Raw genomic sequence first — 12,924 nt, 5'->3', positions numbered from 1 at the left:
GTGATCGCACGGTGTGATCGCGCCATGTGATCGATTAGGGGCCAGCGCGCGCGTTGGTCCAAGCTCGGGTTCAAGTAAAAAGGAAACAGCCTCTTCGCTCACGCGACGAGGCTGTTTTTTTGCCATGCGTAGATCGGGCATATTTCGACTGTGAATCTAATTCGGACTATGGAAGGTTGGGATTAAGTCCGAATATCTCGGGACATTGATTGCCCATTCGCGGGTATTGCAGTATGTGTTTAATGCTGTTTGCATTTGAGACACGCCGCTCAATATGAATAGCCTCGAAATGTCACAGCATTGTCAATATTCAAAGTGCCGCTGCGACGCCACGTCGCGGCGATTTACATCGATTTCGCATTGATTCGAAAATCACAATTCGATCAATCACGGCGTGCAGTAAGCCATGTAAAATCGTCCGAGTCGTACCTCTTAAAACTATCATCCTGAAGACGTACAGGTACTCGCGGCGTTAAATATCGGCATTCCCAAGTTTCAGATCGCCGTTACGCTGCATCAAACCATTTTTCCAAGGAGCACGTATATGAAGGCAGCGACAATTGGCGCAGCGTTGATGGTCGCGGCGTTCGCCGCAGCTCAGCCGGCATGGGCGCAAGATGCCATGGCCAATGCGGCGCAGGGCGTTGTCAGCGCCGTGGAGCCGGTGCACGTGAAGGCACAGATCGTCGGTATCGATCCGGGCACCCGCACGCTCACGCTCAAGGGGCCGGGCGGTAACGCGGTGGTCGTACTGGTGAGCCAGCAGGTGGCGGGTTTCGACCAGTTGAAAATAGGTGACCGGGTCGACGTGCTCTACAAGAACGCGCTGCTCGTGAAGGCCGAGAAGGTCACCGGCAAAGACAAGGGTGTTCGCGCGCGTGTCGACACGCAGGTGTACGCCCCGGCCTCGGGCGGTTTCGAATCGGCGCGCCAGGTCGAGGTGCTTGCCACCGTGCAGAAGATCGATCGCAAGAAGCGTCTGGTCACGCTGCGCGGCGCATATCAGACGCAAACGCTCCAGGTCGGTCCCGACGTGGATCTGAAGGACGTTAAGGTGGGCGATACGATTCACGCTGTCTTTGTCTCGGCAGCCGCCGTTCAGGTGTCGCCGCAAGATTCGGCGCAGTAATCGCCACAGTAATCGCTGCAGTAGTTGCCGCAGTAATCGCCGCAGTCACGGCGGTCAACGCAATCACCGCCGTGACGTCAAGCCGCCTGGCATGACGACACCGCCATGCCAGGCGGTACATGTGGGCTCTTCGGAGCCCGCATGCCTGTCTGCAGGCGGCCGCCTCCATTACACCTCACACCCTGCATGGCAAAGGCATCTGTTTGTCAGTGGCGAGGTGGCCTCATGCCGCGCGCGAGGCAGCCCGCTGCTGCCGCAAAGTCCTCACGAAATTCAGCACGGTCGGCGACTTCTCGCGTTGCCGATGAATCAACGCGATACCCGTTGAAAGCGGCTTGCCTTGCAGTTCATGGTAAGACACCCCTTCGACCTGGATCTGCCGGATCGATGCGGGAACCACCGCGACCCCGAATCCTGCTGCCACGAGGTTCGCCGCCGACGAGATCTGCGGCGACTCCATGCTGATGATGGGCGCAAAGCCTGCTTCGTGGCAGGCGCTAATAATCGAGTCGTACAGGTCAGGACCGATCGGCCGCGGAAAGAAGATAAACGGATCGTGCGCAAGGTCTGCCAGATTGACGCGCCGCCGCCGGTTCAAACGATGGCTCGCCGGCAGCACAACCAGCATGTCTTCGTCCACCAGCGGTTCCACGATCAGATCGCGGCAGTTCAGCGGCATACGCACGAGCGCGGCATCGAGTTGCCGCTCGGCAACCTTGTCGAGCAGCAGCGAGCTGTTGCTCTCCTCGCAACTGATCGACACGCGCTCATAGGCGTGCCGATAGCGTTGCATCGTCAGCGCGACAGTGGGGTGGAACACCGTCGAGCCCGCGAACCCGAGCGACAGCCGACCCGTCTCCCCGCGTCCCGCATTCTGCACTTCGACGAAAGCCTCGCGCGCGTCTTCGACGATTCGCTGAGCACGCTCGCGAAACAGCCGCCCGGCCTCGGTCAACTCGACACGGCGCGGATGACGAATGAACAACGGCGTGCCGATTTCCCGTTCGAGCTTCAGGATCTGCTGGCTCAAAGGCGGTTGGGCAATGCCGAGGTGCGTGGCGGCGTCCGTGAAATGCAGATGCTCGGCAACGGCGAGGAAATAGCGCAACTGACGAAATTCCATATCTTTTTCGTCTCCAAAATGTGGCTTCGAGATATTGGACTAATGACTGCGCTGATTCTAACCTTGGCGTCAATCCGATGCGCTTAAAGGCCGCACCCGAAGCCACTGGCCGGAAGCGACGCGCGTCACAGTTACCCTTTCCCGAGGAGAAGTTCGATGTCAGCAGCGCGCGCAGCACTAGCAAACCTGCCGGCCGGCGCGGCCCAAGGCCTCGTTGCGGATCTGCGCAACATCGTCGGCAAGAAGCACACCCTGACGGATGACAGCGCGACCCGACGCTACCGCACGGGTTTTCGGTTCGGCGCAGGCAAGGCGCTGGCGGTGGTGCGCCCAGGCACCGTCGTCGAACAATGGAAGGTGCTGCAGGCATGCATCGCGGCGAACGTGATCGTCATTACGCAGGCTTCGAATACGGGCCTCACGGGCGGCTCGACGCCTGACGGCAACGACTACGATCGCGACATTGTGATCGTCAGCACGACCCGCATGAAGAAGGTGTATGTCATCGACGACGGCAAGCAGGTCGTCTGCCTTCCGGGGGCAACGCTCGATCAACTGGAGAAAGTGCTGAAACCGCTCGGCCGCGAGCCACATTCCGTGATCGGCTCGAGCTGTATCGGCGCGTCGGTATTCGGCGGGGTCTGCAACAACTCCGGTGGTGCGCTGGTGCAGCGCGGCCCGGCCTATACGGAAATGGCGGCATTTGCGCGGGTCGATGCGACGGGCAGACTGAGCCTCGTCAATCATCTGGGAATCGAACTCGGCAAGACGCCCGACGAGATTCTCGGCCGGCTCGAACGCGGTGAGTTTTCGGATGCCGACGTCCGGCACGACGCGGGCGCCGGATCGGACCACGGTTACGCGACTCACGTGCGCGAGATCGATGCCGATACACCGGCGCGCTTCAACGCCGATCCGCAGCGCCTCCATGAAGCGTCGGGCTCGGCCGGCAAGCTGATGGTGTTCGGCGTGCGGCTCGACACGTTTCCGATCGAGCAGAACGCCAAGGTGTTCTATATCGGCACGAATTTGCCGGACGAACTCACCGACATTCGTCGGCACGCGCTGCACGACTTCAAGCATCTGCCGATCTCGGGTGAGTATCTGCATCGCGACGCCTTCGACATTGCCGAGGAATACGGCAAGGATATGTTCCTCGCGATCAATTATCTCGGCACGTCGCGGCTGCCGGCGTTGTTCGGCTTGAAAAGCCGGTGCGACGCGCTGTTCGATCGCCTCGGTTTTCTTCCTGCGCATTTTACCGACCGCGTCATGCAGGCCGCGAGCCGCCTGTTCCCGAGCCATCTGCCGCCGCGCATGAAGCAGTATCGTGACAAGTACGAGCATCACCTGATGCTGAAGGTCGCGGCCGACAGTGTTGCCGAAACGCGTGCGTTTCTTTCGGGCTACTTTGAGAACGCGACGGGCGGCTATTTCGAATGCACCGACGAAGAGGGCAGAAAAGCGTTCCTGCAGCGCTTTGCCGCCGCCGGCGCCGCGGTCCGCTATCGCGCCGTGCATGCGCGCGAGGTGGAGGACATCGTCGCGCTCGACGTGGCGCTGCGCCGCAATGATCGCGACTGGATCGAAACGCTGCCGCCGGAGATCGAGCAGACGATCTCCATCAAGCTGTACTACGGCCACTTCCTGTGCCACGTGTTTCACCAGGATTACATCGTCAGGAAGGGCAACGATTGCCTCGAAGTCGAACACAAGATGTGGACGCTGCTCGATCGCCGCGGCGCGGAATATCCGGCGGAACATAACGTCGGCCATCTGTATCACGCGAAGCCGCAACTCGCCGCGTTTTATCAGCAGCTCGATCCTTGCAACTGCTTCAACCCGGGAATCGGACAGACTTCGAAGTTCGCGAAGTACCGCGAAGCGGCGGGTTGAAGCGCCGCGACCGGGCGACATGATGAGCGCGGACGTGGTTCGCGTGAAGCGGCGGCGAGTCACCGATTGCCCTGTAACAATCTATGTCGGAATATGTCGCGCAGCCGGGAAAGAGGCCGCAAACCCTTGTCCCACGGGGCTTCCTCGTGGTGAAACAGCGCGACATATCTTCCTTGTCGATTATGTCGATGCGTCCTTCTATAGTCCGTTCGTTGCCACGCCGCAGTGACCGGAGTGGCCCGAATCCAGGAAGGACATATCGTGAAGAATCGTTCGTTCGTTGCCCCGGCCACCGTCTCCGCCGTTGCCTCTGTTTCCGCCTCGGAGCAGGCCCGTTCATGCGCACGCAACGCGCTGCGCAAGCTCATTTTCTCCGCCGCCGCGGCCGTGCTCGCGCTCGGCAGTGCATCGGCGTTCGCCTGGTCGCAACATGGCACGGCGTACACCTCGCACGGCACCTATAACGGCGCGCGTTACGGCTCGTGCGGCGGCGCCAGTTGTTCGCATGCAGGCGGCGTTGCCGGCCCCTACGGTGGCCTCGCCACCAACACCGGCACGGTCACGCGCACCGCACCCGGCCAGTTCTCGAATTCGGGCACCGCGACGGGCCGCTATGGCAACTCGGTCCAACACTCGGGCGACACCAACTGCGCCGGTGGAACGTGCTCGCATACCGGCTCCCTCACGGGTCCTGACGGCAAAACCGCGACCACCTCCGGCGATGTCACGAGGAACGGCCCGGGGCAGTATTCGTCGTCCGGATCGGTGACCGGCTCGAACGGCAATACGGTCAACCATTCGGCATCGACGAATTGCGCTGGCTCGACATGCTCGCGTTCGGGCACGGTGACCGGTTGGGATGGCGGTAGCGTCGATCACTCCGGTTCGGCCACACGTGTTGCACCAGGTGTTGTGACAACCTCGTCGAGCGTGACGGGCACGCACGGCAACACGGTGACGTCGAGCGGGACGGTTGTGGCAAGCACAGGTGTTGTTGCGACAGGTGGCACGACGGTCGTCGTGGCGCCGAAGCCGGTGGTGGTCACGCAGCCGGTGGCCTATGTGGCGCCGCCTCCGGTGGTCGTGGCGCCCGCTCCGGTGGTCGTGGCACCGAAGCCGGTGGTGGTTGCGCCGCCGGTTGTCTACGCGCCGCCGCCTCCGCCGTCCGTGTATGTCGCTCCGCGGGTCGTGTATGTCGCGCCGGCGCCGCGTCCGGTGGTTTGGGTGCCGGGGCATTGGGTCGGGCGTGTGTGGGTGCCGGCGCACTGGTCTTGATGGGAGCAGCCATGCGAGTCAAACCACGCGGGACGGTTGAGCAGGGTGAAAGCACAGTGCGCGTGCTCCCTTTCGATGAATCACGGCCCCGGCGATTCTACAAACCAGGTGCGCTCGCAGCGATCGTCGTTGCGACAGGATTGGTGATTGCAATGAGCCGCTTCGGGACAGCAGCGGATACGCGAAGGGCGAGTGGTTCGTCGCGGGATTGCTCGACCCGGTACGCGGCGCTGCTCGACCTTGCGGAGCTGGCGAGACGTGATGGCAAATCATCCGAAGTGGTCGTGCGCGGGTTGAGCGACAAGGGCGGCGCGATGAGCGGATGTGTGTCGGCGGCCAACAGTGGGCCAGTGGAGTAACGGTGAGATCGACACCCAGCGCACGCCGGCTGATGCCATCGGTCGCGTCATGCCTGCGCAAGTAAGCTCGCACTACCTGCTTCCTGCCGCAAGAACGTGGGGCTGATTCGCAGTCAGCCTCGCCAATTACCTGTCTCCTGAAGCCTTATTGCGGTTCCGCGATCACCAGCGGGAAGCGAATTTCAAACGTGGTCCCTACACCTTCGCGCGACACAAAATCGATGTGTCCATTCAACACCCGGCACAACTCCTTCACGATCGCGAGACCCAGGCCCGTGCCGGGAATATCTTCGCCTGCGGCGCGCTCGAATTCGTCGAACACGCGGTCCGCGTCCGAAGGCGCAATACCCACGCCCGTGTCGGAGACGCGAATCGACCAGTGCGACTCGCCGGCCAGCGCGAAGTTGAGTTCGATTTCACCGGACTTCGTGTACTTGATGGCGTTGGAGAGCAGATTGACCGCAATCTGTTTGAGCTTGAGACGATTGGACGTGACCGCGGTCAATGCCGGGTCATAAGCGGCACGCAACGTGAGTCCTTTGGCTTCGATCGAAGGACGTGAAGACGTGACGAGTTCATCGTAGAGCTCGCGCGGATCGACCTGTTCGAGCACGAGCGGGGCGCCGTCGCCAAGCACTACGGAATACTCGACGATCTGATCGACGAGCTGCTTCATATCGGCAGCCTGGCGGTTCGCCAGCGTCAACGCGGTATCGGCTTTCGCGGGCGCGCGCGCGATCAACTGCAAGGCGATGGAAAAGGCGTTCAGAAAGTTGCGCAGATCGTGGACCACGCTGCGCGTGATCTGCATGCGCGACTCGTACAGGTCGCTCACCAGACGCTGTTTCAGTGTGAGTTCGTGATTGGCGCGTTCGAGCCGGCCGGTGTATTCGTCGATCTTGCGGTCCCGTTCGCTCACCACCTCTTTAATCGACGTGAGCGTGACCATGCTGAGCGTTTCGGCAATCAGGCGGCGTGCCCGGCTTTCATGGCGGCGCGTGAAGGTGTCGTCGAGAACGGCGAATTCTTCGAGCGCGTCGGCGAGCACCTGATGAAAGAGATCGAGCTCGCGGACCAGTTCTTCGATACGGTAGCCCTGGCGCCAGCGCACCTTGCCGTGTTTTCTCGCATCGCGCTCGATGGCCGGTTCGACCCGTTCGAGATCTTCGATATCGAGCGCCGCGCACAGGCCTTCGAGAATTTCCGGCAGATGATCCGCCAGCTGCTGGTAAGTGAGCTTGTCCGCTTCGATGAGATCGACGTCGCCGAATACGGCGTTCATCCACTGCTGGGTGAACCGGGTGCGCTCCGAGCGAATGAAGTCGGCAAATTTGCGCAGGGGGCTAACGCGTGTATCGGTCATGGTGGGGTTCGGATCAGTTCGCAACATTATCGCCGCAATCGCGCATTGTGGAGCATCTCCAGCGCGGCTGGGAGAGCATTGCAGCGACGCTGGCTCCGGCGGCTTCCGCCACGGTCAATGTAGCAGGCATGGCTCGCTATGGACCCGCGTCAGGCAGGTGGATCGAGCGCTTTCAAAAAGTCGACGAACGCGCGTAACGGTGCCGGCAAATGGCGACGCCCCGGATAGTAGAGAAACGGGCCTGAAAAACGCTGCCACCAAGGCTCCAGAATCGGCTCCAACGCTCCGCTGTCCAGATGCGGGCGCAGCATGTCTTCGAACAAATGAATGACACCCACGCCGGCGACAGCCGCGCTGATGGCCAGGTCGATCGCCGCGCCGGGCCGCACCAGCAGCGGTCCCGATGGATTCAACTGCAACACTTCGCCGTCGCGCTCGAAATACCAGATCGGCATTGCGCCCCCTGCGAACTGGCCGCGCAGGCACGCATGCGAAAGCAGTTCGCCCGGATGGTCGGGGCGGCCGTGCTGGTCGAGATAGCCAGGCGCGGCCGCCGTGGCGAAGCGTTGCACGCGCGGCCCGATGGGAATCGCGATCATGTCCTGTTCGAGTCGCTCGTCGTAGCGAATGCCGGCGTCGCAGCCGATAGAGAGCACGTCGACGAAGCCATCTTCGACCACGACCTCGACGCGGATGTCGGGATACGCCTTCAGGAACGCCGCGATGAGGGTCGGCAAGACGATCCGCGCGGCGCTCGACGGCACGTTCAGTTTGAGTGTGCCGGCCGGCTTGTCCCTGAATACGTTCAGCACGTCCAGCGCCGCTTCCATCTCGCTGAACAGCGGCGTCAGCTTCTCGATAAGGCGCAACCCGGCTTCAGTCGGGGCCACACTGCGCGTGGTGCGGTTGAGCAGGCGCAGACCGAGCTTTGCTTCGAGACGCCGCACGGCGATGCTCAAACTCGACGCCGAAACGTTGCTGATGCGCGCGGCGTCCCGAAAGCCGCCTGCGCGGGCAACCGAGACGAATGCCGCCAGATCGTTCAGTTCCATGTCGATTGTTCACTTTATTAAACAACCTGTACACGTTAGATGGCTTTATTAAACAACGCAACCACGACCATACTCCTGCTCAACCACTCACCCAGGAGAGCAGCATGTCGAATCCCATCCTTACGGACACGTTCCCACTGGCCGGCCGTCCTGTGCGCCGCATGGGCTACGGTGCCATGCAACTGGCCGGACCTGGCGTATTCGGGCCGCCGAAAGATCGCCACGCGGCGCTTGCCGTGCTGCGCGAGGCCGTGGCGGCGGGCGTCAATCACATCGATACGAGCGACTTCTATGGGCCGCACGTCACCAACCAGTTGATTCGCGAAGCGCTGCATCCTTACTCCGACGACCTCGTGATCGTCACCAAAGTCGGCGCCGTGCGTGGCAGCGATGGCGCGTGGTTGCCGGCACTCGAACCGGAAGATATCGAGCGTGGCGTGCACGACAATCTGCGCAATCTCGGGCTCGACGTGATCGAGGTCGTCAATATGCGGATGATGGGCAACGTGCATGCACCCGCTGAAGGTTCGCTCGAAAAACAGGTGACCGCTCTTGCCGAACTTCAACGGCGCGGGCTCGTGCGCCACATCGGCTTGAGCAACGTGACCGCCACGCAGATAACAGAGGCGCAGAGGATTGCCGAAATCGTCTGCGTGCAGAATCACTACAACCTCGTTCACCGGGAAGACGACACGCTGATCGACGACCTCGCGGAGAAGGGCATTGCTTATGTGCCATTCTTTCCGCTTGGCGGCTTCACGCCGATTCAGTCGACCGCGCTTTCCGACATTGCGCGAACACTCGACGCGACGCCGATGCAGGTGGCGCTCGCCTGGCTGTTGCATCGGTCACCGAACATTCTGCTGATCCCCGGCACGTCGACATTGGGGCATCTGCGCGAAAATCTGCAGGCGGCGCAGTTGAAATTGACCGACGACGTGTGCGCCCGGCTGGATGCGATAGGCGGCGCTAACGGCGAGGCGTGATAAAGGCTCTCGCCGGCTCCCTCAAGGATCGCGCGGCGCCCGGAGCCGACCCAAGCTGACGGGATCGTATGCTTCGCTGAAATTTGGTTGTAAGTCGCCGTTGCTAGAGTTCCCGAAGAGTTTTGCCGCCGGATACCGGACAGTGTTCTTCGGACACCTAGATAGGGAAGAGCGACAAACCATGAACAAAGCTCGTGCGTTCTGGCTCATTCTGATGCTGCTTTTAACGACGCCCGCCTGGGCATTCCAGGCCCGGGTCGTCGCCATTCCTAGCGTTGCGATGCATAAGTCGCTCGAAGCGACCGTCGTGCTGCCTGACCAATATGCGCGCGGCAAGGGGGCTGACCGCTTTCCCGTCGTCTATCTGTTGCACGGTTCGGGTGGCGACTATACCGACTGGACCTCGAATTCGCAGATAGGCAAGTTGGCGGACCGCTATCACGTGATACTAGTCATGCCCGACGGCGGTCACGAAAGCTGGTATATCGACAGCCCGGTCGATCCGCGCAGCCGATACGAAACCTATGTGGGTACGGAGGTCGTGACTTACGTCGACGCGCATTTCCGCACGATCGCGACGCGCGCGGCGCGCGCCATTACCGGCTTGAGCATGGGTGGATTCGGCGCATTGCATATCGCGCTGGACCGTCCGGACGAATTTGGCGCCGCGGGCAGTATCAGCGGCGCGGTGGATCCGCGCGGCTGCGAGGATGAGCCGGGCATCAACCGCGTTTTCGGCGATCCCACGCGGCATGCCGACTTCTGGAACAACGAGGCGATCGTGGAAAATGCGCGTAGCTTCGGCAACGCACATATCGCTCTCACGATCGATTGCGGGGTGAACGACTCGCTGGTGCAGTCGAACCGCACGCTGCACGAGCGGCTGGTCGAACTCGGCGTGCCCCACGATTACGCGGAGCGGCCCGGCGGCCACACCTGGAAGTATTGGGCCAATGCGGTGCAGTATCAGGTGCTGTTCTTCGCCGGGGCGTTCAAGCGCAATGGGAGCAGCGCGACGAGCGCCGCGGCTTGAGTCCTGTGCAGTGCTTTGGGGCGGTTTCAAGCCGCCCGCCAATCCGTCAGTCGATGCCGTGAAATACCGCGTCGTCCGGTCCGAGATAGGCCGGCGGGCGCCATGCCGCATCGCGCATGGAATGCTGGACCAGTTTCTCGACGCCCAGCAGCACCGCGAAAATCGCCATCCGCACCGGAATGCCGTTGTCGGTTTGCCGGAAGATCGCCAGCCGCGAGTCGTGATTCAGGTCCACGCTCAGATCGTTCGCGCCAGGCCGGCTGTCGCGCGGCAGCGGGTGCATGATCAGCGTGTCGGCGCCGCACACGCTATCCACGAGAGCCTGATTGATCTGGAAATCCGGCGTGTAGCCTTCGAACGATTCGTCGGTGAAGCGCTCTTTCTGGATGCGCGTGGCGTACACCACGTCGGCGCCACGCAGGCCGGCGGTCAGGTCGTGGGTCTGCTCGATCACGTGGTCGTTGCGCGAAATCTGCTCGATGATGTAGCTCGGCATTTCGAGCATGGGCGGCGAAATCAGCGTGAACTTGATGCCGCGATACAGCGCCAGCAGCTTGACCAGCGAGTGCACGGTGCGCCCGTATTTCAGGTCGCCGACCAGCGCGATATGGGCGCCGTCGACAATCTTGCCGAGGCGCGAGAACTCACGCTGAATGGTGTACAGATCGAGCAGCGCCTGGCTCGGGTGTTCGCCCGGACCGTCGCCGCCGTTAATTACCGGCACATTCGTGGCGCGCGCGAATTCGGCCACCGAGCCTTGCTCCGGGTGGCGGATCACCAGCGCGTCCACATAGCCGCTCATCACGCGGCTGGTGTCGTAGATCGACTCGCCCTTGGCCATCGACGAAAAGGTGAAGCCGGTGGTGTCGCAGACCGAGCCGCCCAGCCGGCAGAACGCCGAGCCGAAACTCACACGGGTCCGTGTGCTGGCCTCGAAGAACAGATTGCCGAGCACCGCGCCTTCCAGCACACGGGAGATTTTGCGGCGGCGGGCGATGGGCTGCATGATGTCGGCCACGCGGAACAGCGCTTCCACTGAGTCGCGCGAGAATTGATCCACGGAGAGCAACTGCGGCTTGCCCTCGAATAGCATCTGGCTCGCGAGCGACTGCGAATCTACGCTTTGCGTATATTTTTCTCCCGGCTCACCGTGCACGACGATTTCCGACACGAAACGCTCGACGATTTCCGGCATGGCCCGCGATTCCTGCGAATCGTCCGGCAGGAGCCAGGTATCGAGCGCCCGGCGCGACACCCCGATGCGACTCGCGAACGTGTCGCGCGTCATATTCAGGCGACGCATCGCGTCGCGTAGGAAGGCTTGCTGCGGGACGCTCATTGAGGCACCTGTCGGAAGAAGGGAGTAGTGGGTGCGATGTACGCGTTGCGTATATTAATTTCCCTGCGCCAGAAGTCAAGTCATTTCGAGATGGGCTTTGCCAAGCCGCGCCGCTCGCGGTTACACTGCGTCTCATGCATTCCGGCCCAACATTCAGACTCCGCCTGTCGACCTTCGCACGCCTCGCTTTTGCGAGCGCCGTAGTCGCACGCGCGTGTGATTCGAACGTCAGCGCCAAAGCCAAACAACAGCCGCTCATCTGACCGGAGCACGCTGTTCCGTCAGATGCGACGGAACAGCCGGTCAACGCCCCTTGGGCACTTCCTGTCTTTCCTCCCTCGCACGCTGCACGGAATCGATACGGTCGTCATCGAGGTAAGGACATGTCTATTTTTTCGGGTATCTGGGTTCCGCTCATCACGCCGTTCGCCGACGGCGCCGTCGATCACGCCGCCTTGCGCGCGCTGGTGCGCCGCTACACCGGCGCGGGCATTGCCGGGCTGGTCGCGCTCGGCACGACCGGCGAACCGGCCGCGCTCGACGCCGCCGAGCAGGACGCCGTGCTGGCGACGATTCTCGACGAAGCGCAGGCCGCCGCTTGCCATGCGCAAGACGCGCGGGCGCTGCCGGTGGTGGTCGGCGTGTCGGGCAATCACACGGCGAGCATGCGCGAGCGCATCGAGCAGCTGAATCCGCTGCCGATTGCCGGTGTGCTGATGGCCGCCCCGTACTACATCCGGCCTTCGCAAGCCGGAATTGTCGATCACTTCACAGCGCTTGCGGATGCGAGCGAGAAGCCGGTGGTGCTGTACGACATTCCGTATCGAACCGGCGTGCGGCTCGAACTCGACACGCTGCTCACGCTTGCCGCCCATCCGCGGATTCAGGCGATAAAGGATTGCGCCGGTTCGCTCGACACCACGCTCGCGCTGATTCGCGACGGCCGCCTGCGGGTGCTCGCGGGTGAGGACATCAATATTTTGAGCAACTTGTGTCTTGGGGGCAGCGGGGCGATTGCGGCGTCCGCGCATCTGCGGCCCGAGCGCTTTGTCGCGCTATATCGCGCGCTGGCGGCAGGGCGGCTCGACGAAGGCCGGCGCATTTTCCATGCGCTCGCGCCGCTGATCCAGGCGCTGTTCGCCGAACCGAACCCCGCGCCCGTCAAGGCAATGCTCGCCGCGCAAGGACTGATACGCGACGAACTGCGCATGCCGATGACGCGTGCCAGCAGTGCGCTGCGCGAGCGGCTCGAAGCGTTGGCTGAACGGGAGCGGATCGAATCGCGGGAAGCCGCGGCGTCGGTTTGAGCGAAGCGCTCATGGCGAATGAGCCCGCGTGCGGGTCATGGCGCGGCGTCTTGCTTCGCTGG

10 protein-coding genes are annotated in these 12,924 nt (G+C 62.3%); 6 read left to right on the top strand and 4 right to left on the bottom strand.

Going from position 1 to position 12,924, the window contains the following annotated elements; genetic code table 11:
- Positions 1-544 precede the first annotated feature (544 nt).
- Complete coding sequence (locus P0D68_RS25005) at positions 545-1,129, top strand: hypothetical protein (RefSeq protein ID WP_091802717.1); 585 nt, start codon at positions 545-547, stop codon at positions 1,127-1,129.
- Between the two features lie 223 nt (positions 1,130-1,352).
- On the opposite strand, the gene P0D68_RS25000 is transcribed toward P0D68_RS25005, so the two are convergent.
- A complete protein-coding gene (locus P0D68_RS25000) occupies positions 1,353-2,252 on the bottom strand; it encodes a LysR family transcriptional regulator (protein WP_408300912.1) in 900 nt (299 codons plus the stop codon).
- A gap of 156 nt (positions 2,253-2,408) precedes the next feature.
- Here P0D68_RS25000 and dld point away from each other — a divergent pair, with 156 nt between their 5' ends.
- Both dld and P0D68_RS24990 read left to right on the top strand, forming a co-directional pair.
- Complete coding sequence (dld, locus tag P0D68_RS24995) at positions 2,409-4,148, top strand: D-lactate dehydrogenase (RefSeq protein ID WP_408300910.1); 1,740 nt, start codon at positions 2,409-2,411, stop codon at positions 4,146-4,148.
- Positions 4,149-4,409: 261 nt separating this feature from the next.
- Positions 4,410-5,423 carry a hypothetical protein gene (locus P0D68_RS24990; RefSeq protein ID WP_408300908.1) on the top strand — a complete coding sequence of 338 codons (1,014 nt, stop codon included), beginning with the start codon at positions 4,410-4,412 and terminating at the stop codon, positions 5,421-5,423.
- A gap of 504 nt (positions 5,424-5,927) precedes the next feature.
- Here the strand turns inward: P0D68_RS24990 and P0D68_RS24985 are convergent.
- On the bottom strand, positions 5,928-7,145 hold the full coding sequence (locus tag P0D68_RS24985) for a sensor histidine kinase (RefSeq protein WP_408182178.1): 1,218 nt from the start codon (positions 7,143-7,145) through the stop codon (positions 5,928-5,930).
- Positions 7,146-7,294: 149 nt separating this feature from the next.
- A complete protein-coding gene (locus P0D68_RS24980) occupies positions 7,295-8,197 on the bottom strand; it encodes a LysR family transcriptional regulator (RefSeq protein ID WP_408182176.1) in 903 nt (300 codons plus the stop codon).
- Positions 8,198-8,301: 104 nt separating this feature from the next.
- On the opposite strand from P0D68_RS24980, the gene P0D68_RS24975 reads away from it, so the two are divergent.
- Both P0D68_RS24975 and P0D68_RS24970 read left to right on the top strand, forming a co-directional pair.
- A complete protein-coding gene (locus P0D68_RS24975; protein WP_408300904.1) occupies positions 8,302-9,183 on the top strand; it encodes an aldo/keto reductase family oxidoreductase in 882 nt (293 codons plus the stop codon).
- 181 nt (positions 9,184-9,364) lie between these two features.
- Positions 9,365-10,216 (top strand): alpha/beta hydrolase, encoded by an 852-nt coding sequence (locus P0D68_RS24970; RefSeq protein ID WP_408300902.1) that lies wholly within the window; start codon positions 9,365-9,367, stop codon positions 10,214-10,216.
- Positions 10,217-10,262: 46 nt separating this feature from the next.
- Here the strand turns inward: P0D68_RS24970 and P0D68_RS24965 are convergent, their stop codons facing one another.
- A complete protein-coding gene (locus P0D68_RS24965) occupies positions 10,263-11,555 on the bottom strand; it encodes an aspartate carbamoyltransferase (RefSeq protein WP_091802691.1) in 1,293 nt (430 codons plus the stop codon).
- Between the two features lie 383 nt (positions 11,556-11,938).
- On the opposite strand from P0D68_RS24965, the gene dapA reads away from it, so the two are divergent.
- Complete coding sequence (gene dapA / locus P0D68_RS24960) at positions 11,939-12,862, top strand: 4-hydroxy-tetrahydrodipicolinate synthase (RefSeq protein ID WP_408300899.1); 924 nt, start codon at positions 11,939-11,941, stop codon at positions 12,860-12,862.
- The last annotated feature ends 62 nt before the right edge of the window (positions 12,863-12,924 follow it).

It is taken from the genome of Paraburkholderia sp. RL17-380-BIE-A (genome assembly GCF_046028085.1).
GTDB lineage: Bacteria > Pseudomonadota > Gammaproteobacteria > Burkholderiales > Burkholderiaceae > Paraburkholderia.
This window is presented reverse-complemented; position numbering and strand designations above follow the sequence as displayed.

What these genes read in the sequence shown, in the direction of transcription:
- P0D68_RS24980 (WP_408182176.1), bottom strand. Translation starts at nt 8,197, where the DNA reads ATGGAACTGAACGATCTGGCGGCATTCGTCTCGGTTGCCCGCGCAGGC.
- P0D68_RS25005 (WP_091802717.1), top strand. Translation starts at nt 545, where the DNA reads ATGAAGGCAGCGACAATTGGCGCAGCGTTGATGGTCGCGGCGTTCGCC.
- dapA (WP_408300899.1), top strand. Translation starts at nt 11,939, where the DNA reads ATGTCTATTTTTTCGGGTATCTGGGTTCCGCTCATCACGCCGTTCGCC.
- dld (WP_408300910.1), top strand. Translation starts at nt 2,409, where the DNA reads ATGTCAGCAGCGCGCGCAGCACTAGCAAACCTGCCGGCCGGCGCGGCC.
- P0D68_RS25000 (WP_408300912.1), bottom strand. Translation starts at nt 2,252, where the DNA reads ATGGAATTTCGTCAGTTGCGCTATTTCCTCGCCGTTGCCGAGCATCTG.
- P0D68_RS24975 (WP_408300904.1), top strand. Translation starts at nt 8,302, where the DNA reads ATGTCGAATCCCATCCTTACGGACACGTTCCCACTGGCCGGCCGTCCT.
- P0D68_RS24970 (WP_408300902.1), top strand. Translation starts at nt 9,365, where the DNA reads ATGAACAAAGCTCGTGCGTTCTGGCTCATTCTGATGCTGCTTTTAACG.
- P0D68_RS24965 (WP_091802691.1), bottom strand. Translation starts at nt 11,555, where the DNA reads ATGAGCGTCCCGCAGCAAGCCTTCCTACGCGACGCGATGCGTCGCCTG.
- P0D68_RS24985 (WP_408182178.1), bottom strand. Translation starts at nt 7,145, where the DNA reads ATGACCGATACACGCGTTAGCCCCCTGCGCAAATTTGCCGACTTCATT.